Raw genomic sequence first — 24,527 nt, forward strand, 5'->3', positions numbered from 1 at the left:
CATCTGACGTTAATGTAGATAATACAAAGACAACCAAAAGAAGTCAAGCGGTATCCTTAACAAGGGAACAGTCAAACTAGGAGCCGTGTGAGGTGAAAGTCTCATGCACGGTTCTGAATGGGAGGGGAGGTCGGTGACGATTTTCTCGACCCCTAATAGATAGTCCGTCCTCAGCAGTTAGAAAATAATGCCTCAAGCACTCGAAGCCGTATTTGATGGGACAGCCCTTCAACTGGAAGAACCCTTAAACCTAGCCGCAGGCACGAGGGTGACAATTATCATTGAAAGTGTTTTACCCAATGAAGTAAAACCACCTAAAACGTTTCTGAAAACTGCTCAGTCTCTGCAATTACAGGGTGAACCTGATTGGTCAGAAAAAATTGACCAATATTTGTCTGGTGAAACCATTGACCATAATGACTGTTGAGGAATGTTAGCGAAGATTCCCAATGTTTAGGTTAAAATAGAGGGGCAAAAGTTGCCACAGGGTCGCTTCAATGACAGTTCGACAACCCCGCTACAGCAAAGAAGAATTTGCCCGACGTGGACACGAAGTCTATGAGTCTCAGGTACGCTCCCAAATCGAGGAAGGGAATCATGGGAAGATTGTAGCAATAGACATCGAAACAGGGGCTTTTGAAGTGGCTGACGACAGCCTAACAGCTGCTAAACAACTGTTAATACGTTTTCCTGATGCACAAATATTTGGTATTCGCATTGGACATCGTGCCGTCCATCGTTTTGGCTTTCGTTCCCCCAGTGTGTCGCCATGATGATGGGGAGCGTCAATTCGCGCCGAGAAGCAATTATTCAATTCGTAGTGCTAGGCGAAAATCACCAGAGGCAAGCGATTAAAGCAGTTATTGACACTGGTTACACTGGATTTCTCACGTTGCCTTCTGCTATCATTACAACCCTAGGATTAACGTGGTATATGCAAGAAGAGGGAATCTTGGGCGATGGAAGCCTCTGTATGTTTAACGTATTTGAGGCAACTGTGATCTGGGATGGTCAGATCAAATCTATTGAAATCAATGAGTCAGAGACAGATCCATTAGTTGGTATGGGTTTACTTGATGGCTATGAGTTGAATATTCAGGGTTTTGCTGGGGGATTAGTGACAATTAAACCTTTGTCATAGTCTCTAGTTAGAAAAAGGCGTTGTCAAATTGAAAGATAGTCAGAATCAGCACCGGAACTGAAATTACTTTGATAACAAGGATTGCATTGCATCTTTCCCATTCTGATCTGACAATGCCAACCCTTGAGCCGGGATTTTAGCGACATTCCTGATTTTCCTGGCATTTACGCAGTCAGGCATAGATATCAGGGATTGCTTTACATTGGTAAAACCAAAAGTTTACGAGGTCGTTTTAAAGGTGGACACAAAGCTTTTTTGTGGGCTTGGCTGGATCAATACAACAGCGAAGATGTACGCCTAGCAGTGCAGACAATACCTTACTGGAAAAACCCTGCGCTACTATTAGAACTAGAGGCGATCATTTTGAGAGCGACTGAGCCACCGTATAATGTTCAAATTCCGATGGAGTCCTAACCCATGCAAGCGAAACTTTCAGAGCAAATCTCGTCCACTGATGCAGAAATTATTTTAAGACGCTTACCAGACTGGATTCAGGATGCTTTGATTGCTCGCGCTACTGAAATTGATTATCCCGTTGAAGCGATTCTTGAGATGGCGATCGCCAGTTTTTTAGACACAGAAGCATTAAGTTTTGCCGACTGCAAGCCAGGGCGAGGTCGATAAGTGCGATCGCCGATCTTGTAAAGTGCGTTCCCTAATGCAAGTCCTACTGCTCCACCAATAGATTTTTGGGAACGCACCCTGCACATTGATTGAAGCTGTGAGGTTAGGTGCGATGCCGAAGGCACGGCGTAGCAGTACACTGATCTGGTCGCGTAAGCCGTAGGGTGCGTTCCCTAATGCAAGTCCTACTGCTCCACCAATAGATTTTGGGGAACGCACCATGCACATTGATGGAAGTCGTTAGACCGCTTCAATTTTAGGGTAATAGTTGCTAAAGTCCGCTAACCTCACCAGTGAACCCACCTAGGGAGAGGTTTTTGATCGCTAAAAAATTCTTTCCTCTCCATAAAAACGATAAAATCTCTATTCTGCAAGCATAAAGAGGCTTCATACAAATTTAAAGGCACATTTAAGCCGTATAAATCGAATATTTCCAGTTTTTTCAGCTAATCAAGCCATTAATGGCTTGATTTCTTTGCATCTAACCCAAACAGTATATTTTTTCTTCGATGTATTGAAAATGTTTTTTATTTCGTATAGAATACAATTCGAGAGAAAATACCTAGCAATCTCCCATAAATAAACAAAGGAGCCGATGACATCGTGATCCCTGATCCTAGATCCCCAAAACCGAAAACCCTCTTACCTTTTATTTCTCTAGCTACGGCTGCCGTCGTCACAACGGGAATCGGACTAGCTTCTAGTCCCCTATCGGCATCGAGTAATCTGCTGGCCAGTCCGGATAAACAGCAAGCTAAACAACAAACCGTGGAAATCACCCTAGTTTCCTACGCGGTGACTCAATCGGCCTACTCAAAAATCATTCCTCTATTCGTCAACAAATGGAAAAGAGAGAAAAAACAGGATGTAGTGATTAAACAGAGTTATGGCGGCTCTGGTTCCCAAACCCGCGCTGTTATCGACGGATTAGATGCAGATGTGGTAAATTTGGCCATCGGTTCCGATGTGGAACGCCTGCAAAAAGCGGGTTTAGTTAACCCCGGTTGGCAGAAAGAATTACCCAATAACGCCATCGCCACTCGTTCCGTGGTAGCTTTAGTTACTCGTCAGGGCAATCCCAAAGGAATCCGCAACTGGCCGGATCTAGCCAAATCGGGGATTAAAGTGATTACTGCCAACCCGAAAACCTCTGGGGTGGCCCGTTGGAATTTTCTGGCCCTGTGGGGAGCGGTAACTCAAACTGGCGGCAATCAAGCACAAGCGACCAGTTTCGTCCGCAATGTCTATAAAAACGTGCCTGTACTACCCAAAGATGCCCGGGAAGCCAGCGATGTCTTCTTTAAACAGGATCAGGGGGATGTGCTGCTTAACTACGAAAACGAGGTGATTCTGGCCCGTCAAAAAGGAGAAACCGGTTTTTCCTATACTATTCCTCCGGTCAATGTTTCGATCGATCCGCCCGTGGCCGTAGTGGATAAAATAGTTGATAAACGCAAAACCCGGGAAGTAGCGACAGCTTTTGCCCAATTTCTCTTTACTCCCGAAGCGCAGCGGGAATTCGCCAAGGTGGGTTTCCGTCCGGTTAATGCTAATGTGGCTAAAGAGTTTAGTAAACAATACCCAAAAGTGCCGAATCTGTTCTCTTATACGGCGATCGGTAGTTGGGAGGAGATACAGAAAAAATTCTTCGCTGATGGGGCGATTTTTGACCAAATTCAGCGTTAATTAGTAGTGAGCCATCAGCTGTCAGCTAGATAGGGCTTGCTGAATAAATGTGAAATGTAGGCAAGGTAAGGGTTTTGTGGCTTTTCTTGCTCCCACAGGTGCAAGATTTTGAGAGAATCGTCGTTCAAAACCTTGCGTCTTCATCAGCCCGCGTCCTGTAGGGGCGAAGCATTCGGGCAATAACCTATCGGTGAAACCGGAGATTTTCTATCCGAATGCTTCGCCCGTACTTTTTGCCGCAAACCCTAGATAGCAGAGATAGTTGATTGCTGATGGCAAAAAAAAACAAAGCTAATAGTTAGTAACTAAAAAAAAGATGTATCTACTTGACAAAATAAAAAACGGAACCTTGGTATTGATCGGTTACTTATTATCGCCCCTGTGTTGGTGGAACGATCTAATTTTTAATCTGCCGATCGCCTACGGTTTTGGTCGTTTAATTGCTTGCTTACACGCCGATTTTTTTCTCCCCGCAGCCGTGGTTGGTTATTGGTTATCTAATCTTGTGGGAATCCTACTGATGCAGTTTGGGACGAGAGAATTAATCGGTGGAGAGAAAGAAGAACGCAATTGGCCAAAAGAATTAAGAAATGGATTACTTTCCTCGACAGTTTACACTTTAGTTATTCTGGGCCTAATTCATTTTCAGGTTTTAGAAATGCCCCTGTTATCCTCGATCGCTACTTTTTCCCCGTGATTCCCAAAACCTACTTAAACAATAGCTTAATTTTCTTAGCCATCTTGTTAACATCGCTAAGTTTTACGGATTTAGCGATCGCTATTGATCGGCATCCCCAAGGATTTGCTTGGGAAAAATCCCTGATGTTATCTATTCATCAAACCGCTAATTTAAACCTAAACTTTTTGGCCATAAAACTAACGGGATTAGGTACTTATTGGGGAGTAGCCCCGATACTGACAATTTCACTGCTGATTTTTGCCCTAAAAAAATACTGGTATGGATTCGCTTATCTCCTTGTAACCATGGCGGGAGGTTGGGCAATTAGTTATAACCTCAAGATTCTTTTTCATCGGAATCGCCCGCAATTTTGGCAGTTATTTTATCCCTTACCCGATGATTTTGCCTTCCCTAGCGGTCATGCTTTATTTAGTTCCCTGTTAGTGGTTTCTTTACTGATCCTATCTTGGAGAACGCGCTGGTTTTTAGGGGTAGTTTTACTGGGGATTCCCTTGGTTTTGGTTATTGCTTGGACCCGTCTTTATTTAGGAGTTCACTTTCCTAGCGATATCCTTGCCGCTTGGCTTTTAGCGATCGCTTGGTCTCTCTTAGTTCATCTCTGGTGGCGACAGTTATTAGAGACACCCAAGGCGATCAACACCCAAGAGAAAATTAATAATTAATCGGCCTACTTGCTGCAAAAAAAAATATCACGTTATACCTAAATTTTTGGATAAAGCTAATCAAAGCCTTATAGTAATTATCGTTTGATATTCGTCGCTGACACTGAATCATGAAACCAAAAATGCCTAAAGGGAAGGGTCTATTCCTGGGACGGTTTCAAAGCCGTCCCCTTGCTTTTATCACTTTAGTTCTTCTCTGCATTTTAACCTTTACCTTAGCACCGTCATCGCCCCTGATGGCCACGTCTAAATCTGAGACTAAGATAGACTTTGTATCGCCGGTTTGGTTAGCACAAAATCTCAACGATCCGAAGTTAAAAATTCTCGATGTGCGGATTAATCCTTTGGAATATATCACCGGTCATTTACCGAAAGCGGTGAATATAGCCGATAATAATTTTCGCGGTCCGAACGGATTTTTGCCGGTTCAATATTGGCAAGAGGATAAAATTGGCAGTCTCTTTGCCGCTGCGGGAATCACTAATGGCGATCGAGTGGTAGTATATTCCGATGGTCGCGATGTCTTGGGGGCAACCATGGTCGCCTATTTACTCGAGCGATCGGGTTTCCGAGATGTGGCCGTCTTAGATGGTGGTTTTAAGGGTTATAAGGCTTCTGAACAGAAGGTAACGAAAGAATTCCCTAAATATCAACCAGGGAGCTTTACTGTCCGTGATAATCCCTCGATTCGGGTGACTTTGGCAGAAGTAGAGAAATTGATCGGCAAACCGGATGTGGTTTTTATCGATCCTAGACCCGAAGAAATTTTTCAGGGGAAACAGGATATCTGGCTGAGAAATGGTCATATTCCGGGGGCGAAAAATATACCCTGGCCGACTTTTACCGAAGCGAATAATCCCGATGAATCCCTGAAAAATCCCCATAAATTGAAATCTTTAGACGAAATCAGGAATATTCTTGCTCAACGCAACATCAAGCCCTCGGATAATATTATTGTCAGTTGCAGCACGGGACGGGAAGCGACTTTACAGTATGTTGTCCTCAAACATCTGCTCGGTTATCCCAAGGTGCGAATTTATGAGGGTTCTTGGACAGAGTACAGCACCACAGATCTGCCCGTCGCTACTGGGCCAGAAAAAGCGGTCTGAAGTCAAGTTTGTCGGTCTATACTCGTTGTGTTTAACCATCTTGCCCAAGATGGTTTTTTTGTTGGGGTAGGGTCGCGAGGATGGCTAAGTTAGACGGACGCAAAAAAACCTCGGCGCTCATCCCGAGGTGAATTTAGGAGATTTGAGCTTATGTTGACGTAAAGTTGAAGTAAATTAGCTAAGGGCGTTGATCACATAATCGATGTAGGAATTAGCTTCTACAGCAGCATCCCCAGTTAATCCGTGATTGGTTTTGATGTATTTTAAGGCTTCGATATACCAGCTAGGAGATAGTTCAAAGGCACTATTAATTTCACTCAAACCAGCGACCAGATATTCATCGATCGGGCCTGTACCGCCTACCACGAGGGCATAGGTGATAATTCGGATATAGTAGCCGATATCACGAACGCACTTGGATTTCCCCCGCTCATCGTAGGCATAGTTCGGCCCCTGGAGTTGGGTGGTGTAGGGAAATTTTTGATAGACAGCGTTGGCTGCTTCTTGGGCTAAACTGGGGGCTTTTTGGGCGAGGATTTTTACCGCTTCTAGGGTGATGGCGGCCTGACGGAAACGACCGAAGGCTACTTGTAATTCAGCACTGCTGAGAAAACGGCCTTGGGAATCGGCAGTAGCTACCGCTTCGGTTAAAGGTGTTTTGGTCATGGATGGAATTGCTCCTACAAAAGTTTAATCGGATTGAGATAAGAAAGTCACAGCATCAGGAAACTGCCGCCGCCGCTCGATCGAAGTAAGAAGCGACTTCTGCTAGTAAAGAACTGCAATCCCCGCGAGTGATCCCGTTGGGATCGGCCGCTAGGGCAAGGGAAGCGTCCTTGAGCTTGAGAATTCCGGCCGCAACAGAAGCTCCCGGAACTCCCAGGGCGACGTAGGTTTCCCGGAGACCGTTCAAGGCGCGATCATCGAGGATGCTGGCATCGCCGGTGAAGGTGGCATAGGTAACGTAGCGCAGGATAATTTCCAAATCCCGCAAGCAGGCGGCAGCACGACGGTTTGTATAGGCGTTACCACCGGGGGCAACTAAAACGGGCTGTTCTGAAAACAAACTACGCGCGGCATCGGTAACGATCGCAGAAGAATTACTGGAAAGACGATTGACCACATCCACGCGTTTATTACCATCTTTGACGAAGGCAATTAGGGCATTGACTTGATTCTCGCTCAGGTATTCCCCCCGGGTATCGGCCTGGGAAACGACTTTGGCAAAGGCATCTAACACCATAGTTTTCATCTCCTATAATGATGATTGGTTTCGGCAAAATATCGAGGTTGATTTTTCTGGCTTTTCTTTATTTTTCCGATAAAGTATCTAGGAGTTTTTCTCTTGGGACTATAATATCGTCCCAGAAAAAAGTTTTGCTCTCCCTTGGCCAGATTTTTTTGTATATCGAGGAACAATTCTTGTTAATTGTATTTAGCGTTGTTATCCGCTCCTAGATACACTTCGTTTTTGCCATAAATTATTTTATAAACCATTTTCCCACTTTTATTTATTAAAAATTGTTTCTCAAAAAAGCGGCAAAAAAATAATTTTTTAGTATAAATCTCAGAAAACTTTCCTAAATGTGTAACCCGATACCAAGAAAAAGTATCACTCTTTTCATCTCTCTAATAATTCGTTTAAGTTGTTTAAACAAATGTGCTTTCATATACTAATAATAATTAACTAAAATAAGAGAAATTTCCCAAGACAATTTTACCGATTGTGCTTCGATATACAAAAAAAGTGGCAAGGCAATAAAAATCGACAGGGATTATCCCCGCCGACGCACTGTACTTCAATCTAAAGAGTATTGTAAAACAATTTAAATACAGATATAATCAAAAATAGCCAACAAGTATAAAGCAAGTGGGATTATGGCGATCGCAAGAGACATCACCCAATTGGTAGGACGGACTCCCCTAGTTCAACTGAATCGAATCCCAGTAGCAGAGGGAGTAAAAGCCCGCATCGTGGTCAAACTAGAAAGTATGAACCCCGCCGCCTCGGTTAAGGATCGCATTGGTGTCAGTATGGTGGAGGACGCGGAAGCCGCCGGACTAATTCACCCCGATAAAACAATTCTGGTGGAACCCACTTCCGGCAATACCGGCATCGCCCTGGCCATGGTGGCGGCGGCCAAAGGCTATCGCCTAGTCCTGACTATGCCCGAAACCATGAGTTTAGAACGACGGGCGATGTTAAAAGCCTACGGGGCGCAATTAGAGTTAACCCCGGGTAGCCAAGGCATGAAAGGAGCGATCGCCCGGGCTGAGGAAATAGTCGAAAATACCCCCAACGCCTATAGTTTGCAACAGTTCCGCAACCCAGCCAACCCGAAAATTCACCGAGAAACCACCGCCGAAGAAATCTGGGCCGATACCGATGGACTGGTAGATATCGTTATTGGTGGCGTGGGAACCGGGGGAACCATTACCGGTATTGCCGAAACCATTAAACCCCGTCGTCCCCAATTTCAAGCGATCGCAGTTGAACCCTCTAATAGTCCCGTCTTATCGGGAGGACAACCAGGACCGCACAAAATCCAAGGCATCGGGGCCGGTTTTATTCCGGCCATTTTCCGACCGGAATTAATCGATGAGGTGATTATCGTCGATGATACGGAGGCTTTCGCCTACGCGCGACGGTTAGCTCGTCAGGAGGGACTACTATCGGGCATCTCGGCCGGGGCGGCTTTATGGGCGGCAATTCAGGTGGGCAAAAGACCCGAAAACGAAGATAAATTAATCGTCATGATTCAGCCTAGTTTCGGGGAACGTTACCTCAGCACGGCCCTGTTTAAAGACCTCGAAGATATCGACTAATAGGACAGTAAATTGATGGAATTTGAAACGAGGGCGATTCATGGGGGGGCAAGAACCAGACTCTAGCCATGGGGCAACGGTTGCCATTTATTCCACTTCCACCTATAACACCGGCTTTACTACGATTATCGATCGGGATCGAGAATAGGAACGATTTAAAGCGGGATCTGGAAAAGGCCTTGATTGGTTAGGCGAAGTTTTTATCTCATTTGATGGGTTAAGCCATGTTTTTTGACTCGACAGATTGGCAAACGATTATTTTTCGGCTGAGTATGGCTATGGCCGTCGGCTGTCTGATTGGTTATAACCGACAGCGAGGCGGTCGTCCGGCTGGATTGAGAACTTTTATCATCGTTAGTCTCGGGGCTGCCATGTTCGTGATGATTCCCCTACAAGCGGAGGGAGATGTGGGTTATGCGTCTTCTAATGCTCTCAGTCGTACTATTCAAGGGGTCGCTTCTGGTGTCGGTTTTTTAGGAGCGGGAATCATCCTACAACAATCCCATCGGGAACTAAATAAGGTACAAGTGAAAGGTTTGACTTCGGCGGCGACTATCTGGTTAGCGGCAGGATTAGGCGCCGCTTCTGGCTGCGGTTTATGGCAGATGGTTCTCGTGGGAACTTTTTTCACTCTCTCCACTCTCAGTGGCATTAAACGACTGAAGAAAAAACAACCCTTAGCCAAATATATTAAAGGTCGTAAGAAAATATCTCCGATTAATCAAGAAATAGACTCATCGGATAATTCAGCGTCTCATTAATAAAAAAAGTTATAAAAATTAATTTTTTATTAAGAGAGCAAAAGCTCTTCTATAATGGCTTTTGGCTCAAAAAGTTTGTATTTTGTCTGCAATTTATCATTTAAAAAAAATATAATAAATTTTTTATAAAATTTTCTGTATATAAATAACACACAAGTATTTTGTATGATAACATTTAGATAGAGTAACTAATTTTTCTAAACAGGAGAAAATTAAATCATGATCAACCGAAATAAGAGCTTTCAAAGCCTCAAAAATCAAGTCTTCCGGCTGCTGATTTTCCTCTTAACTGTCACTTTGCTCCTAGGAGGAAGAGGAAATGCGATCGCCTTGCCGCTACTCCCCGAACAGTTGGCCGTCATTGACCGTACAACAGCAACGGGTGGCACTGTGGTGGAACCAGTCAAGAAAAAAAATGAGGTTTCTGTCCCAAAAATTCTGGAAGATGCCCAAATTGCCTATGAAAAAGCCATCCAAGCGACAAAATCGGCTATCGATGACCTAAATGCTCAACTGGCCGCTCCTTCTCTCGACAAGAATATTATCGAAGCTCAACAGGACAACCTAGAGGACTTAGCGGACAATATTGACAATCTAGGGGAAAAAGTGAGTAAATTTACGAAAAAATTGACCAAATCCGGGGCTAAACTCAGTGAAACCCTGCAAAACAACCTTATTACCCTAGAAAAGAGCCTCGTTAATACCTCCGAGACGATCGATATCTTAGCCGACGACACCGAACGACTCAAAGACAATGCTTCCCCTTTCCTGAAAACTCGCGTGGAAAAGACCATCGACGCGGTTAAACAAACTCTACAGGAAAGCGATCGAGCTTGGCAAGAACTGATCTCCTCGGCCACCACGGAACTGGAGAAGACTAGCACCCCGAAATAAATAGGGCTTGCAAGGGCATAAAATCGGTCTTTTTTGGGGTAATTATCGTTTTTACCCCAAAATTATCAAATCCGATCCCTAATAGCTGTATCCCGTCTCCTGTCTCGGAGTCTCGGAGTCTCGACTAGGAAATTAATTTTGCACGACTACTTACCAATCATGACGCTTACCTATCAACCACCAACCCCCCATCGCTGGCACTTTGATAATCGGGCGATTTTGCCCCTGAGAAACCCTAATTTCTGGAAAATCGAGAGTGGAGTCGTGAAAACCTCCACCTGGTTAGAAGATGGAACCCTAATCGTCTTGGGATTGTGGGGACCTGGCAATTTTGTTGGCAAAACCCTAGAGAGAGTCAATCCCTATCAAGTTGAGTGCATCACTCCGGTGCAAGCAGTTTCCTTTTCCACAGTTGAGGGTTATCAAATGGCAGAAATTCTACTGTCTCATCTTCAGCAAGCACAAGAACTAAGTATTATTCGTAGCTACAAACGTACTGATGTTATGGTTGTGAAATTACTGTCATGGTTAGGCAATCAATTTGGTAAACAAACCGGTACTGGACAATTAATTGATGTGCGTCTAACTCATCAGGATATCGCTGACTTATTAGGAACCACTAGAGTCACAATTACCCGCGCACTTAATCATCTTGAACAACAAGGGGCCGTGGAACGTCTTCCCGTCCATCGTCTTCTTTTACGAGAGGAGGACATCTGGCACTACGAGATTTAGAATGGGAAGGATTATCTCTTTTTTCAATCTATGAATTGGTTAGTAACCCTTTTAATTACTAGCGTGACGAGTTTTGTGGCCACAAATCTTGATGATCTGATGGTGCTAATGTTGTTTTTCTCGCGACTTAATGCTAATTTTCGACCTCGACACCTGATTGTTGGTCAATACCTCGGTTTTACCCTGATTCTTCTAGCTAGTTCCCTCGGTTTACTCTTTGGGTTACTGGTTTCTAAAGAATGGATTGGTCTATTAGGATTTATTCCTCTAATTATCGGCATTAAACAACTTTTGTCAAGGGAAAATGAGGATTACATTCAAGAAGTAAGAGAAGATGTTAATTATTCTAAAAATCGCTCCTTTATTCCTCGTTTTCCCTCCCAAACCTATTACGTTGCCGCCGTGACCGTGGCTAATGGTGGTGATAATATTGGTATCTATACCTCTCTTTTTGCCAATAATTCCCCGATGTACGTCTTAATTATCATGATAGTTTTTTATCTCATGATGGGGATTTGGTGCCTCCTAGCCTATTTTTTGATTACCCATCCCAGGATAGCTAAAGTGGTTACAAACTACGGACATAAAATTAGTCCTTTTATCTATATTTTTCTAGGGATTTATATATTAGTTGACAGCCGATCCTATCGTTTATTTCTAATGTCTTAACCAAGAATGCCTAAAAATTATCTTTTAAGTAGGGAGGCAAAATTATTTGTAGGATGGGTTAGCGGTAGCGTAACATAATCAGGCGTTGGGTTTCATGCTTCAACCCAACCTACGTTCTCTTGAAAAGTTATAAAAGGATTTGGTCTGAGAATTAAAAAACAACAAATAGCGGCCGAAGCTTCCTGCAAAAACCGACATCGGCGAATTAATACTATTTTTCAACAAATGGGCATCGCCTATCGATGACCGAAATGCTCAACTAAACGCATCTTATCTCCCCAAGGACACCCTTACCATACCCCTTATCTATGAGCTACATTGACCGGAATCAATTTTCTGCAACTTTCGACATCGCCATTATCGGGGGAGGATTTAGTGGCTCCCTCGTGACAGCGAACCTGTTGCGCGACACAGGGACTCCATTATCGATCGCCCTGATCGAGCGCCGAAAACCCCTCGGTACGGGGATCGCCTACGGAACGCGAGACAGCGGCCACCTGCTCAATATTCCCGCCGGCAAAATGAGCGCCTTCGAGGACGATCCCGAACATTTCCTCCACTGGTTAGCAGATAACGGCTATCGATCGCTCGATCCGGCCAGCTTCGTACCGCGTCTAGTGTACGGCAAATACATCCGATCGATCCTAGAAGAAGCGCGGGACAACGCCATTGCCGATCACCGTCTGGAAACATTTACCGATGCGGCGATCGATCTGGTACTCGACGGGGAAAAGGCGACAATTACCCTCAAAGGAGGCAAGAAAATCAGCGCCGCTAAGGTAGTTCTGGCGCTGGGCAATTTTCCCGCAACGGTTCCCCAACCCCTCGCGTTGCTCAATTTCCCCTATCTCCGCGACGCTTGGGAAACGGAGGCACTCGCCGATCTAAAACCCGACGGGACGGTGCTGCTGGTCGGTACGGGGTTAACGATGGTGGATATGGTGGTTTCCCTGGCACAAAGGGGATTCGCCGGCAAAATCCAGGCGGTTTCCCGTCATGGCCTGATCCCCCGATCGCACCGACCCACCGATCCCTATCCCCCGTTCCTCACCCTCGAAACCGCACCCCAGACTGCGCGGGGACTTTTAAGGCGAATTCGCGCGGAGGTAAAAAGGGCCGAGAGTCAAGGTCACGACTGGCGGGCCGTTTTAAACGCCTTACGTCCTATATCTCAAGGTCTATGGCATTCTCTGCCGATAGCCGAACGCGCCAGATTTCTACGCCACCTGAAAGCCTATTGGGAGGTTCTTCGCCATCGCGTCGCCGATGAGATCGCCGGTATCCTCGATCAGGCCGTAGAATCGGGACAATTAACCTATCATGGGGGAAGAATTGAAAGTGCTGAGGATAAAAACGGCTGTGTAGAGGTTACTATCCGTCAACGGGGAACGGGAAACCTCTTAAACCTACCGGTCGATCGAATTATTAACTGTACCGGCGCGAGTAACGATTACAGGACGATCACCGATCCCCTTGTCGTTCATCTTCGTCAACGGGGGTTAATCCGTCCCCATCCCCTAGTTTGTGGCATCGAAACCGCCGACAATGGGGCAATTATCGGCGCAGACGGTACGGCATCGCCAACGCTCTACACTTTGGGAAATCCCCGCAAAGGCGATCTCTGGGAAACCACCGCCATCCCCGAACTACGTTTACAGGCGGCCGAACTGGCCCGGGATTTGTTGCGATCGCTGAAGGAGAGAATTTCTCTCCCCGCGGCCTACTCGATCGCATTCCAGCCGGCAGTGCCGATTTTTCGTCAGCTTTTTGATAGGGAATCGAGTACCTACACCTATCTGATCGCTGATTCGGGTACGGGGGAGGCGATTTTAATCGATCCGGTCCTCGAACAGGTCGATCGCGATCGGCAAATTCTTTGGCAGTTGGGGTTAACTCTACGCCAAACCATGGAAACCCATGTCCACGCCGACCATATCACTGGAGCGCACCGCTTACGCGAGTTAACCAACTGTTCGATCCTCTTTCCCGAAAACGCGGAAGTGAGCGATATCGATGGTTATGTGCGCGATGGCGATATCTGGACCGTGGCAGGTCAGCAGCTAAAAGCGATCGCTACTCCGGGCCACACCGATAGTCATATAGCCTATCTCATCGATGAAAAACGGCTATTAACGGGGGATGCACTCTTAATTCGCGGTTGCGGTCGTACCGATTTTCAGAACGGTTCGCCAGAAGTCCTATACAGGACGGTAACGGAGAAGTTATTCACCCTCCCCGATGATACGCTAGTTTACCCCTGTCACGATTATCTGGGCAGAACGGTCTCCTCGATCGGTGAGGAAAAGCGCTGGAATCCCCGTTTTGCCGGCCGCAATCGCGAGGATTTTGTGGAGTTGATGAATAATCTCAATCTACCCTATCCGAAAAAGATGACGGCGGCCTTAAGTGCCAACGCACGGGGTGGTAAGGTGGTTTTCGTCATGGATTATCAGATTTAAACGGGCGATCGGAGGTATGTATGATAAAACGCGAGTTTGAATCGATGAGTCGCGAAGAATTGCGAGCCTATATTCTCGAACATAGAGAGGACGAAAGGGCCTTTCAAGTTTATCTCGATCGGGTGACGGCCGAACCGGGAGAAATTTATCCCGCACCGCATTCGATCGAGGATTTAAGTCATTTTCCCGATCTCGTGACCAAAAATCGTCGCAATAAACAACAGAAAATATAAAGCCGATGCGCTATTATTTACAGATTTTATGATTACTCTCGAAAAGCTCGATTCCATAGTTTTCTAGAAACTCGATCGCTAGAGACTTCCAAGCCGCATCATCTCTAGGATAAAATTCGGGTGTACAGACATACGCCTCTAGATTCAAGTCTAGATAGTTTTTGTCCAGCCTTGCGTCGAAATAACTGATCGTGTTGCTTAATTGATTGATCGCTTGACAACGATTTTCAGTAACTTTTTTGGCGCTGTTTGCATTGAATTTAAATTCGACAAAGCAGAAATCACTTTTATCGAAAAATACACAATCACAATGGGAAGTTCCAAATCCTAAAAGACCTTTTCTGCCATCAATAGGGATAAAGCCAATTTTCGAGACATTACTAACTTTAAATATTTTTGTACTATCAAAGTTATCGATCACGATTTCAATCTCATTAGCTGTAATAGTACAAGCTTGAGTATCGTCCTGAATATCGATGATAATAAAAGATTGTCCTTTGTGATCGGTAATCGCAACCTCCTCTCTTTCGTCAATTTGCAAAATTTTTTCTAGATTCTCTATTCTTTGAATTAGATGGCTTGTAATTTCGTCAAACTCTGTCATTTTCTTTTGAAGGTTCTAGCGTGAATATTATATAGAGCGTTAAATTCCCCTCCCATCATTTCGGATACCGTATCTAAATAGTTTTGAGCGATCAATCCCGTGTTACTATCAAAAATAGATTCACAATAATTAGCCTCTTCGTCTAAAGATTGATTTCCTAGAGAGTACGCCGAAAATTCAGCCGCATTCAACCAGTAATCTTCTGGTATTATTTCCGACACTTCAGACTGTGCCGATGGATTTTTTTCAACAACTCTTTTGGCGAATAGTAAATTATTAAAAACCGATAAAATATAAGGACTGTGGGTAGTGATAATTAATTGATTATCTTCATTCCGATTAACCATTATCGCTAATAATTCAATTAAATGTTTTTGGGCAATAGGAAATAAATGCGCTTCTGGTTCCTCTATAATTCTCAAAATTATCGAATCATAAATAATATTTAAAAAGATGTCCTGTAAAATTCTAATACATTCCTGCTGACCAGATGAAGCATTACGAAGATCAATAGAATATCGCTCGTTTTTGTTAAATATAATCTTTTCTTCAGAATTGCCAATTAAGTATTCACCTTTTAATATTAGATCTATTTTATTTTTTATCACTCTTAAATACTCAATTCCTTTTTTATTTGCCTGATAGTTAATTAATCCATCAAAGCCGGAAAATTTTCTAAAAATTCGTTTAATAAGTTCCACTTTTTCTATAAATCGTAGCATTAAAAATTCATCTATCATTTGCAGTTTGTTAGCAAAATATTTTTTACTATTTTCTTTTAAATCAATTTCAATACTTGCAAATAAATATTTCTCAAATAGGTCAGAATAAGTTACCGTTGCATTTCTTCCAGCAATTATAAATAGTAAATCTTCTTGCTCGTTTTCAAATAAATTATTCAATAACTTTGATAGATATTGATAGGATAAACTATACTCGGTCAAATTATCTATTTTGATATATGGTTTTTCGGAGTTATCAATATTTTTTTTGGACAAATTAATATAATCTGCAAAACCGTTTTTGAACTGTTCATCTAAAAAATTTTCGCTAAATATTAAGCATAAATTTTTATTTAAATCAAGATTCAATTGTATATATCTATTTTTTTGAAAACTATAATAAAATCTAACCTCAAAATTCAAAAAATTGAGCGTAGAACCAAAAAAATCATAAAACTTTATTTTTATAAATTCTCTAAAATAAGTATCAATATCTGTATATTTCGGTATTTTTTCTTGGGCGAATAAAAAACTTTCAGATTTTAGATTTTCTTTTAATGATTTAAAAAAATAAATCAACTTAGCGATCGTACTCTTGCCGCTTGCCTGTTCACCGATTAAAACTAGAACCTTTTTAATCTCGATTTCAGCGTACTCGATCGCTCCGAAATTTTTAATGACAATTTTTTGCATGAGTCGGCCCTCTCGGTGTACGGCTATAAACCATAGTACCGCAAGCGCTTTCTACCCAGCCATCCCGAACCCGCAACCGTCAAGAGTTCCCCTTTCTAAACGGAAAGTGACGAGAAGATCATTCAACGCATCCATATCGCCATCCATTAAAAACGCGTCGTGACCGTGCGGCGATCGCAACCAGAATAATTCAGAATTGGGGATATATTTCGCCAACTCCTCTTGTTCCACGGGAGGATAAAGAAGATCCGAATCGATCGCCACGATCGCCGTCGGTTGTTGAATCGACTGTAAAACCGATTGGTAACTTTTTCCCGTCCGGGTGACATCATGACGATCCATCGCCCTACTTAACGTTATATAAGCATTGGCATCAAAACGTTCGACTAACTTTTTCCCCTGATATTCTAAATAGCGGGCGATCGTGAACTCTCCCCCCTCCCCGTACTCGCGGCCGAAACGTTCCTCAAAACTGGCGTGCGATCGGTAGGTAGTCATCGCCATCATCCGGGCTGCCGATAAACCCCGGGCCGGAGGGCGATCGATCGCATAATTTCCCCCTTGCCAATGGGGATCGGCGTAGATCGCCCCCCTTTGGGCCTCTCCCAGCGCAATACACCAGGCCGAATGTCGTCCCGAAGCCGCAATCACAGCGATTGATCGCGTCCTCTCTGGGTACAGTAGCGCCCATTCCAAAACCTGCATCCCTCCCAAGGATCCCCCGATCACCAACCGCAAAGACTCGATCCCCAATGCCTCCACCAACAGCCGTTGTAGGTGAACCAGATCCCGAATGGTAATCTCTGGGAAAGTCGGGCCGTAGGGTTTACCGGTACGGGGATCGATCGAAGTGGGGCCGGTTGTCCCGTAGCAACTGCCGAGAATATTGCTACAAACAATAAAATCGCGGGTCGGATCGAGAACGCGTCCGGTTCCTAACAAAGGTTCCCACCAAGCTTCCACGTCGGCCGATCCCGTGAAGGCATGACAGACAATAACCCCGTTATCCCGCTTGTTATTCAAAATTCCCCAGGTTCGATAGGCAATCCGCACCCTTTCGAGAACCGCCCCCGATTCGAGAACAAAAGGATGCGGTGGGGAATAGAAACGGGTTTCTGGGGAGATAAAGTCTAGGCGATCCATGGGCGGGGTGGTGGGTTATAAACTCTGGAAAGTTTGCTGGAAATCCTCGATAATATCGTCAATATGTTCCAAACCCACGGAAACGCGGATTAATTCGGGCGTTACTCCCGCCGATCGCTGTTCTTCCTCGTTTAACTGCTGGTGAGTCGTCGAGGCGGGATGGATAACCAGGGTTTTCGCGTCGCCCACATTGGCGAGATGACTGGCCAGTTTCACCCGGTTGATAAAATTCCGCCCGGCCTCGAAACCGCCCCGAATCCCGAAGGCTAAAACCCCGCCGAAGCCGTGTTTTAGGTACTTCTTCGCCCGTTCGTGGTAAGGATGTTCGGGTAATCCGGGATAGTCCACCCATTGCACCTGTGGCTGTTCTTTGAGCCAGTTCGCCAGGGCCAAGGCGTTGGATACATGACGATCGACCCGTAGGGAGAGGGTTTCCAATCCCTGTAGCAGTAAAAATGCGTTAAACGGACTCAAGGCTGGTCCAAAATCCCGCAATCCCTCCACCCGGGCCCGGATAATAAAGGCGATATTGCCGAAAGGGCCGGACGGTCCGAATACCTCATAGAAATTCAACCCGTGATAACCTGGTGCGGGTTCGGTAAACTGGGGAAATTTGCCGTTTCCCCAGTCGAATTTCCCCGAATCGACGATTACTCCGCCGATGGAAGTGCCGTGACCGCCGATCCATTTGGTGGCCGATTGCACCACGATATCGGCCCCTTGTTCGATCGGGCGACAGAGATAGCCGCCGCAACCGAAGGTATTATCGACGATGAGAGGGATACCGTTCTCGTGGGCGATATGGGCCAGGGCGGCAAAATCGGGAATATTAAATCGGGGATTGCCGATCGTCTCTACATATAAAGCTTTAGTGCGATCATCGATCGCCGCTCGAAAAGCCTCGGCCTCATCGCCATCGACGAACTTGACATTTATTCCTAAACGTGGTAAGGAGACTTTGAACTGATTATAGGTTCCGCCGTAGAGGTAGCTAGTGGAAACGATATTATCCCCCGCACCGGCGATATTAGCGATCGCTAGAAATTGCGCCGCCTGACCGCTAGAGGTGGCCAGGGCCGCCGCGCCTCCTTCTAAAGCGGCGATCCGCTTCTCGAAGACATCGGTGGTCGGGTTCATGATCCTGGTGTAGATGTTGCCGAACTCTTGTAGGGCAAACAGTCGCGCCCCGTGGTCGGCATCGTTGAAAACGTAGGAGGTGGTTTGATAGATGGGAACGGCGCGGGCGTTGGTTCCGGGGGCAGGTTCCTGGCCGGCGTGTACTTGTAGCGTCTCGAAACGATAACGGTCAGACATGGGCGCTCAGGGAGGGAAATAAAGGATAAATTCCTTGATCTGTGCGATCGAGGAAAAAGGGTGATTATCTCCTTAATAATGGATAAATAGAGGGTTTTAACCCATTTATCGCTATTTTTTCATGAATGACAGTTCGCTGGTCGATAGCATTTAAACAGCATTAAAAGCATTCACTTCCTATCCTACTTCGAGTAGAACGATCCTTGCCTCGTTTCACAAAGATTCCAAGACTTCCTGCGAGTAGGGTGGCGAACACGACATTAGGTTCGGGAACCTTGACATCGGCGGCGATTACTTTGAAATCGGGCCCGTTATCGCCGACTCCGTTCAAACGTTGGGGATCGTTATTGCGCTCGCTAGTTAAGCGCAGAGTTCGCGCGCGGATACCGTCGAGCCGAATCCCGATCGAACCAATATTGAACGGGCCGTTGTTGAGGACGGGAGGAACGATCGTGCTGATGTTATAGTCCGCTTTCGTGTAGTTCGCACGTAAAATTTTATAACTGGCTAAGACCGTCGTTCCATCGTCCGCGAGCGCTTCCACCAGTAAATCGCTATCCCCCGCAACGGTTCCCCCCGGCGTTCCCCCCCGTTCCCAGAAAAAGAACGTATTCACCGGTCGGAGGAAAGAAACCTCGATAATTGCAGTATCGGCGTTCTCACGGGTTACGAGGAGACTATTCAGGTTTAAATTGCCCAAACTGGCGGCGATATCCGCGTCGGTGGGGTTCGGTTTCCCTAGACCCTCCCCGACCAGGGGATCGCTAGTCGTGTTCGGTCCGTAACCCGTGTGGAGAATTCCGTTAGTATATGTGATTCCCCCCACAGTAACGTCGGCGGTATCGTTGCGGATAACCCGACCCGCATTGACCAGATCAAACTGACTGACCGTTAAACCGTTGAAAACCACCGAATCGAGACGGACATCTCTAGTGGGATCGTTGAGAAGATTAGGATTTCCAGTTAGGTCCGGACTGGCCGTAACCTTGGTTTGAAAGGAAAAGGGGAGAAAACCCGCCGCGCGCGCGGGTGTTCCAGTCGTTAGAGCCAAGGCCACTCCGGTCGTCGTGGCGGCGATTTTGAAAAGAGCGGCGAGGTGATGCGACCGCGTGAAAAGATGACTCATCAATAAATGACCTCGTTAGGGAATGGAATCAGTACAGTAGGCTTATCCGCTTACTGTATTTAGGGTTCTACCATAGCCATTTTTGTGAGTCAATTTATTGAGATATCCTTTATACAAAATATCGTTTATGCCGAAACTAGATTGTGTTAAGGTAATTGCTATAAAAGAAAGTACCAGCTAGACTGGTGAAATGAGAATGTACCATTTAAGACAAGGTAAATTTTGTTATAATTGCTTCTGGATAACCCCGATTCCTTTCTTGGATAAATAAATGCCTTTTTGACCAAATTTATGACTAAAACTAACGAGATGCTCGTTTAAATTTATGATTTCTAAGACATTTAATCGGCGACTATGATAACTATAAATAGACAAGTATTTCCCGATATTTTGCCAGCCAGACGGGACGAAAAGGACGAGACTAAATCTTCATTTTCTAGTTGCTGAAATTCTTCTAGATAAAAATGTCACTGATGACGAAGATAAAATCAGCCCTTTTATTTATTTGTAAGCCTATCCTATTAACCATTTATTTTCTCAATTAAAATGCTCAAAATTCGTCTTTTAGCTAGACCAAGTAATATCTTTTTTTTGTTATTAATTTTGGCGATTATTTTTAATCCTTTCGTGATTGTCAATGCGGGAGAAAGAGGGGTTTTAATGGTCTTTGGACAGGTACAGGAGAAAATACTTAATGAGGGCATTCACGGGATTATTCCCGTTGTTAACACGGTAAAAAAACTAAGTGTGAGAATCCAAAAACAACAGATAGCGGCCGAAGCTTCCTCCAAAGACCTACAGGAAGTATTTACAGATGTGGCCCTGAATTGGCATATTTTAGCATCAGAAGTTAATAATATTTTTCAACAAATTGGCGATGAAGCGGCTGTCATTGAACGAGTGATCGATCCAGCAGTGGAGGAAATTCTCAAGGAAGTTATGGCTAAATATACCGCCGAAGAATTAATTACTAAACGGGAAGAAGTCAAAGGAGAAGTAGATATTCGTTTAACCGAAAGACTGAAAAATTATCATATCGGTGTCGATGATGTTTCTTTGGTTCATGTCAACTTTTCAGATCGCTTTACCGAGGCGGTGGAAGCCAAACAAATTGCCGAACAGGAAGCTAAAAAAGCCGGTTTTATGGTGCTGAAAGCCTTGAAAGAATCGGAAGTGAAAATCAATCTGGCTAAAGGAGAGGCGGAAGCTCATCGCATTCTCCAAGATTCCTTAAGTCCAGAAGTTTTACAGAACAAAGCGATCGAAAGATGGGACGGTAAACTCCCCCTATTTATGGATGATAATCTGCTTAAGTCCCTTGAATTGGTTAAAGATAAGCGAAAAACTAGATGATAAAAACAATTTATTAAAAGCAGAAGAAAGAATACTTGATTTTATTGAAGTTCACTGCGGGGAACTCCTCTATGCTGTTTAAATCCCGAAAGACAAAGCAGAAATTTAACCCTGATTACTGGCGAGATCATTCGGCCAACGAACGCACCTATCTGTCTTGGATGCGTGCCTCGATCGCTTTGATGGGTTTTGGTCTGGTCATTTTGCGTTTACGAACAGTATCTTCGTCATCTCTAGGACTAGGTTGGTTGTTGGGTTTTGTCTTCGCTATGGTGGGATTATTAACCGTTGTCATCGCCACGCGCCGATATTTTCTCATCCGGCGAGCGATCGATAGTAATAGCTACGAACCTGCTCAAGTCTGGATGATCTGCTTTAGTATAGCGATCGCTTGTCTCGGGTCAGGAATTCTCTATTTTGTCGCCACCAGTCCCGATAGCGGTGGAGTGGAAAGCATCGGTTTCGATTAAAACCCCATCCTCGCAGGGAGCGGGATGGGGAGAAAATTGCTCGATACAGGTAGTAAAATCCAGATAACTACTTAGAATTGCCCATTTTCCGACCTTTCCCAAGAAGGGGCAAAAGGTGGACAAATCAAAGGACAGGCGCGCCAATGACTGTGGACAGGGACTCCCAAGCGTTGACAATAGCCATTTCCTCTCCCCTGAAACTTATAAAACCGACAGTAACGACAGGTAGAGGAACAAGTAGCAACTTTCGGGAGAGGATTTCCCGTGGATTCGATCGCTGTTAGTTTTGGGGATAGGGTGGAAATGGTGTCTAGCATGGAAGTCTCCAAGGCTAACGGGGTTCACTAGCGACTCTTACCGTACCTAGTCCCAAATTATGTCACAGTCGCCCATCCTCCCGGAGTATAACGATTGACACGCTCCTAAAAAATTGAGAAAATCCCTTGCTGCTAGAACTATTCCACCACAACACGCTTAGAAAAGCCCCAACTTAAGGAGACCGCCACCATCATTAATACCATCCACTCTGGCGGTAAATAGGTTGGTTGGCAAGCTTTTAACAACAATCTTCCCCCTACCGCTAAAACCGTCAGATAGGCCGCATCTTGTAGGTAAACAAACTCAGCTAACCACTTAACAAATAAACCGGTTAAAAATCGTAGGGCTAACATTCCCAAAATACCACCAGTCAGGAGAATCCAGAATTGATCTGCTAAGGCGATCGCTGTTGTCACACTATCGAGGGAAAAAGCCATATCTGTAAAAGCAATCAGAACAATAACACGGCCAAAAGATTCTATGGCGAGATTAGGGGCAAAATTTTGGTCTTCTATGTCTATATCTAAAAATTTCTGGCAAAAATGCTTACCTGCTAACCAGAGCAGATAAATAGCACCCAGTACCTCCACCTGCCAGAATTTAATCGTCCAACTGGCACTCACTAACATGGCAACTCTTAATACAAATGCCCCAGCTAATCCCCAGTTTAAAGCTTGGCGTTGTTGTCTGGGGTCGGGAAGTTCTCGCACCAAAGCGGCCAAGGCGACGGCATTATCGGCCGATAGAATGGTTTCTAAGACTGCCAGGGTGAGAATAGTGCCGCAAGTGGTTAGAGAGAGATTTTCGGCTATATCGAGAATTTGAGGGGACATATAATTATATTTTTACTTTTATGACGTTGTAGATGGGTCTTGGTATTTCCTGCTAGGATTCTTGACTATTTTTTTGTCGGTATAAATTTAAGGTCAAGTTCTTGAGCTTGCGATCGAGGGTGAGATTGCTGACAACACTCTCCTTCCCTAGGATTTTGGCCAGACACTATCATCTTAGGTAGGGGATAAACATAAAAGCAAATATTCTTAATTGTCGTTTTAATAAATAAAAGTGATGGAACGGCGAGGGAGTTTCCCAGCTTTGCATAAAGGGAATTTATGGATTTGAAAACAAAGAATATTTGTTTTTATTAAAGCCATTGCCTAGAGTAAGAACAGAGACTCAAAAAGATCACTCAAGGAGATCAAAAACGATGAAACCGATTGCACGCGCCGTCACTCGATCGCTACTGACAGCCTTCTGTCTATTGCTAATCACAGTTTTTTCTTGCTTCCATCCTGCCATCGCTAGAGCCGTTACCATCACTGGCGGCGCACCGGCAAAAACTACTCTGGTCCAGCCGGCTGCCGCTGGGGATAATCTGCAAAAACTACAGGAAACTAACGCCTGTGTCGGTTGTGACTTTAACGGAATTAGCCTCAAAGATTTAAACTTGTCCTCGGCCAATCTAGAAGGAGCAAACCTCAGTCAAGCGGATCTAGAAAGAACTAACCTACAGGGTGCTAACCTCAAAGGGACTAATCTCCAGGGAGCCGACCTCGGCAAAACTCTCCTAGCGGGAGCCGATTTAAGCGGGGCCAATCTCTTAGGTGCAGATTTAGAAAAAGCTAACCTGCAAGGAGCAAACTTAACCAACGCCAATCTGCAAAAAGCTGACTTAGAGAAGGCCAATCTCACTAATGCTCGGCTAGACGGTGCTAACCTGCAAGATGCGGACGGTGAAGGCGCGATCGGTGTCGATCCCAATCTGTTCTAAAAAAAGTTTTTATGGCAGAATCAAGTTTTAGCGGTTTTCAAGGAGAGCAATATCTATGGAAATTACTCCTTTTTCTCAGCGATCGCTAGATGGGGAGGGATCGGAAATGCTGCTAGACTTTAAAAAAGCCCATCAGCAAGATTTAAAGGCAATTGCCGAGATTTTGGCAAGAATTAGTCACCAATCACCAGAAAAGGTAGAAATTCTCTTGGAGACAATGCTAAAACAACTGATAGAGCCAAAAACACCTTTTTACGAGACGGCAACACCGACGGAACGAGCGCAAGCTTTTCGGGATTGGGCAAGTAGTCACGATCGAGGCAGCGCACTTTTATCCGACTATGCCGTAAGTCGCGATAGTATCTTTGACATCCTCACCGCCGTAAACGGACTGTGATTCCCAAACCTCACGATTTAGGTTTCTGCTTCTTTCCCTTGCGGGGTTCCGCACCTGCCTGAACAGATTTACTCTGTTCTGGTCTTATGGTCGCTCTACAGACTGACACCGCAAGCC

At 44.9% G+C, this 24,527-nt stretch carries 29 protein-coding genes and 1 pseudogene; 21 read left to right on the forward strand and 9 right to left on the reverse strand.

Going from position 1 to position 24,527, the window contains the following annotated elements; translation table 11 throughout:
* Nucleotides 1–187: 187 nt before the first annotated feature.
* The 9 genes from IM515_RS15090 to IM515_RS15130 all read left to right on the forward strand — a co-directional run bounded on the left by IM515_RS15090 (nucleotide 188) and on the right by IM515_RS15130 (nucleotide 5,922).
* Nucleotides 188–427 (forward strand): antitoxin family protein, encoded by a 240-nt coding sequence (locus tag IM515_RS15090; RefSeq protein WP_002787146.1) that lies wholly within the window; start codon nucleotides 188–190, stop codon nucleotides 425–427.
* Nucleotides 428–497: 70 nt separating this feature from the next.
* A complete protein-coding gene (locus IM515_RS15095; protein ID WP_002733756.1) occupies nucleotides 498–773 on the forward strand; it encodes a hypothetical protein in 276 nt (91 codons plus the stop codon).
* On the forward strand, nucleotides 770–1,141 hold the full coding sequence (locus IM515_RS15100; protein WP_002793820.1) for a hypothetical protein: 372 nt from the start codon (nucleotides 770–772) through the stop codon (nucleotides 1,139–1,141). The genes IM515_RS15095 and IM515_RS15100 overlap by 4 nt, the downstream gene beginning before the upstream one ends.
* 123 nt (nucleotides 1,142–1,264) lie before the next feature.
* On the forward strand, nucleotides 1,265–1,555 hold the full coding sequence (locus IM515_RS15105) for a GIY-YIG nuclease family protein (protein WP_287628466.1): 291 nt from the start codon (nucleotides 1,265–1,267) through the stop codon (nucleotides 1,553–1,555).
* A 3-nt stretch (nucleotides 1,556–1,558) separates the two neighbouring features.
* Nucleotides 1,559–1,765 carry a hypothetical protein gene (locus IM515_RS15110; protein WP_002772531.1) on the forward strand — a complete coding sequence of 69 codons (207 nt, stop codon included), beginning with the start codon at nucleotides 1,559–1,561 and terminating at the stop codon, nucleotides 1,763–1,765.
* A 603-nt stretch (nucleotides 1,766–2,368) separates the two neighbouring features.
* Nucleotides 2,369–3,451, forward strand: a complete 1,083-nt coding sequence (locus IM515_RS15115; RefSeq protein ID WP_287628465.1) for a sulfate ABC transporter substrate-binding protein — start codon at nucleotides 2,369–2,371, stop codon at nucleotides 3,449–3,451.
* A 316-nt stretch (nucleotides 3,452–3,767) separates the two neighbouring features.
* Nucleotides 3,768–4,148: a DUF7980 family protein gene (locus IM515_RS15120; protein WP_287628464.1), complete on the forward strand. Its 381-nt coding sequence runs from the start codon at nucleotides 3,768–3,770 to the stop codon at nucleotides 4,146–4,148.
* Nucleotides 4,145–4,813, forward strand: coding sequence for a phosphatase PAP2 family protein (locus IM515_RS15125; RefSeq protein ID WP_287628463.1), 669 nt, complete (start codon nucleotides 4,145–4,147; stop codon nucleotides 4,811–4,813). Before IM515_RS15120 ends, IM515_RS15125 begins: the two co-directional genes overlap by 4 nt.
* A 110-nt stretch (nucleotides 4,814–4,923) precedes the next feature.
* Nucleotides 4,924–5,922, forward strand: coding sequence for a sulfurtransferase (locus IM515_RS15130; RefSeq protein ID WP_287628462.1), 999 nt, complete (start codon nucleotides 4,924–4,926; stop codon nucleotides 5,920–5,922).
* A 174-nt stretch (nucleotides 5,923–6,096) separates the two neighbouring features.
* Here IM515_RS15130 and cpcA read toward each other — a convergent pair whose 3' ends face one another.
* Together cpcA and cpcB are read right to left on the reverse strand one after the other, a co-directional pair.
* A complete protein-coding gene (cpcA, locus tag IM515_RS15135) occupies nucleotides 6,097–6,588 on the reverse strand; it encodes a C-phycocyanin subunit alpha (RefSeq protein WP_002762687.1) in 492 nt (163 codons plus the stop codon).
* Nucleotides 6,589–6,643: 55 nt separating this feature from the next.
* Entirely contained in the window at nucleotides 6,644–7,162 is a 519-nt protein-coding gene (cpcB, locus tag IM515_RS15140) for a C-phycocyanin subunit beta (protein ID WP_002733930.1), read from the reverse strand.
* A 638-nt stretch (nucleotides 7,163–7,800) separates the two neighbouring features.
* On the opposite strand from cpcB, the gene cysK reads away from it, so the two are divergent.
* The 8 genes and pseudogenes from cysK to IM515_RS15185 all read left to right on the forward strand — a co-directional run bounded on the left by cysK (nucleotide 7,801) and on the right by IM515_RS15185 (nucleotide 14,499).
* Nucleotides 7,801–8,748, forward strand: a complete 948-nt coding sequence (gene cysK / locus IM515_RS15145) for a cysteine synthase A (RefSeq protein WP_002767305.1) — start codon at nucleotides 7,801–7,803, stop codon at nucleotides 8,746–8,748.
* A 224-nt stretch (nucleotides 8,749–8,972) separates the two neighbouring features.
* Entirely contained in the window at nucleotides 8,973–9,509 is a 537-nt protein-coding gene (locus tag IM515_RS15155) for an MgtC/SapB family protein (protein ID WP_002767308.1), read from the forward strand.
* 219 nt (nucleotides 9,510–9,728) lie between these two features.
* Nucleotides 9,729–10,403: a hypothetical protein gene (locus IM515_RS15160; protein WP_002767310.1), complete on the forward strand. Its 675-nt coding sequence runs from the start codon at nucleotides 9,729–9,731 to the stop codon at nucleotides 10,401–10,403.
* 159 nt (nucleotides 10,404–10,562) lie between these two features.
* Nucleotides 10,563–11,138 (forward strand): Crp/Fnr family transcriptional regulator, encoded by a 576-nt coding sequence (locus tag IM515_RS15165; RefSeq protein WP_287628461.1) that lies wholly within the window; start codon nucleotides 10,563–10,565, stop codon nucleotides 11,136–11,138.
* A gap of 30 nt (nucleotides 11,139–11,168) precedes the next feature.
* A complete protein-coding gene (locus IM515_RS15170; RefSeq protein ID WP_287628460.1) occupies nucleotides 11,169–11,807 on the forward strand; it encodes a cadmium resistance transporter in 639 nt (212 codons plus the stop codon).
* A gap of 308 nt (nucleotides 11,808–12,115) precedes the next feature.
* Nucleotides 12,116–12,595 (forward strand): annotated as a pseudogene (locus IM515_RS15175) (FAD/NAD(P)-binding protein); the annotation flags it as partial.
* 957 nt (nucleotides 12,596–13,552) lie between these two features.
* Nucleotides 13,553–14,266, forward strand: a complete 714-nt coding sequence (locus tag IM515_RS15180; RefSeq protein ID WP_287628468.1) for an MBL fold metallo-hydrolase — start codon at nucleotides 13,553–13,555, stop codon at nucleotides 14,264–14,266.
* Between the two features lie 20 nt (nucleotides 14,267–14,286).
* The gene (locus IM515_RS15185) at nucleotides 14,287–14,499 is read left to right on the forward strand and encodes a DUF6887 family protein (protein WP_287698049.1); all 213 of its coding nucleotides are present in this window, start codon (nucleotides 14,287–14,289) and stop codon (nucleotides 14,497–14,499) included.
* 13 nt (nucleotides 14,500–14,512) lie between these two features.
* Here the strand turns inward: IM515_RS15185 and IM515_RS15190 are convergent, their stop codons facing one another.
* From IM515_RS15190 to IM515_RS15210, 5 genes are all read right to left on the reverse strand, one after another.
* Nucleotides 14,513–15,103 carry a hypothetical protein gene (locus tag IM515_RS15190; RefSeq protein ID WP_287628457.1) on the reverse strand — a complete coding sequence of 197 codons (591 nt, stop codon included), beginning with the start codon at nucleotides 15,101–15,103 and terminating at the stop codon, nucleotides 14,513–14,515.
* Nucleotides 15,100–16,518: an AAA family ATPase gene (locus tag IM515_RS15195; protein ID WP_287628455.1), complete on the reverse strand. Its 1,419-nt coding sequence runs from the start codon at nucleotides 16,516–16,518 to the stop codon at nucleotides 15,100–15,102. The genes IM515_RS15190 and IM515_RS15195 overlap by 4 nt, the downstream gene beginning before the upstream one ends.
* A gap of 51 nt (nucleotides 16,519–16,569) precedes the next feature.
* Complete coding sequence (gene metX, locus IM515_RS15200) at nucleotides 16,570–17,661, reverse strand: homoserine O-acetyltransferase MetX (RefSeq protein WP_287628454.1); 1,092 nt, start codon at nucleotides 17,659–17,661, stop codon at nucleotides 16,570–16,572.
* Nucleotides 17,662–17,676: 15 nt separating this feature from the next.
* Complete coding sequence (locus tag IM515_RS15205) at nucleotides 17,677–18,975, reverse strand: O-acetylhomoserine aminocarboxypropyltransferase/cysteine synthase family protein (protein ID WP_287628453.1); 1,299 nt, start codon at nucleotides 18,973–18,975, stop codon at nucleotides 17,677–17,679.
* Nucleotides 18,976–19,135: 160 nt separating this feature from the next.
* On the reverse strand, nucleotides 19,136–20,032 hold the full coding sequence (locus IM515_RS15210; RefSeq protein ID WP_287628452.1) for an exosortase-dependent surface protein XDP2: 897 nt from the start codon (nucleotides 20,030–20,032) through the stop codon (nucleotides 19,136–19,138).
* Nucleotides 20,033–20,647: 615 nt separating this feature from the next.
* Here IM515_RS15210 and IM515_RS15215 point away from each other — a divergent pair.
* Both IM515_RS15215 and IM515_RS15220 read left to right on the forward strand, forming a co-directional pair.
* Nucleotides 20,648–21,454: a prohibitin family protein gene (locus IM515_RS15215; protein WP_287628451.1), complete on the forward strand. Its 807-nt coding sequence runs from the start codon at nucleotides 20,648–20,650 to the stop codon at nucleotides 21,452–21,454.
* A 71-nt stretch (nucleotides 21,455–21,525) separates the two neighbouring features.
* Nucleotides 21,526–21,924 carry a YidH family protein gene (locus IM515_RS15220; protein ID WP_002767331.1) on the forward strand — a complete coding sequence of 133 codons (399 nt, stop codon included), beginning with the start codon at nucleotides 21,526–21,528 and terminating at the stop codon, nucleotides 21,922–21,924.
* A gap of 71 nt (nucleotides 21,925–21,995) precedes the next feature.
* On the opposite strand, the gene IM515_RS15225 is transcribed toward IM515_RS15220, so the two are convergent.
* Entirely contained in the window at nucleotides 21,996–22,241 is a 246-nt protein-coding gene (locus IM515_RS15225; protein ID WP_049898451.1) for a hypothetical protein, read from the reverse strand.
* A gap of 138 nt (nucleotides 22,242–22,379) precedes the next feature.
* Nucleotides 22,380–23,075 carry a TerC family protein gene (locus tag IM515_RS15230; protein WP_002767335.1) on the reverse strand — a complete coding sequence of 232 codons (696 nt, stop codon included), beginning with the start codon at nucleotides 23,073–23,075 and terminating at the stop codon, nucleotides 22,380–22,382.
* Nucleotides 23,076–23,449: 374 nt separating this feature from the next.
* On the opposite strand from IM515_RS15230, the gene IM515_RS15235 reads away from it, so the two are divergent.
* Nucleotides 23,450–24,013, forward strand: a complete 564-nt coding sequence (locus IM515_RS15235) for a pentapeptide repeat-containing protein (RefSeq protein WP_002767336.1) — start codon at nucleotides 23,450–23,452, stop codon at nucleotides 24,011–24,013.
* A 55-nt stretch (nucleotides 24,014–24,068) separates the two neighbouring features.
* Nucleotides 24,069–24,410 (forward strand): hypothetical protein, encoded by a 342-nt coding sequence (locus tag IM515_RS15240; RefSeq protein WP_002787121.1) that lies wholly within the window; start codon nucleotides 24,069–24,071, stop codon nucleotides 24,408–24,410.
* Nucleotides 24,411–24,527 lie beyond the last annotated feature (117 nt).

Source organism: Microcystis sp. M44BS1 (genome assembly GCF_020244875.1).
Classification (GTDB): domain Bacteria; phylum Cyanobacteriota; class Cyanobacteriia; order Cyanobacteriales; family Microcystaceae; genus Microcystis; species Microcystis panniformis.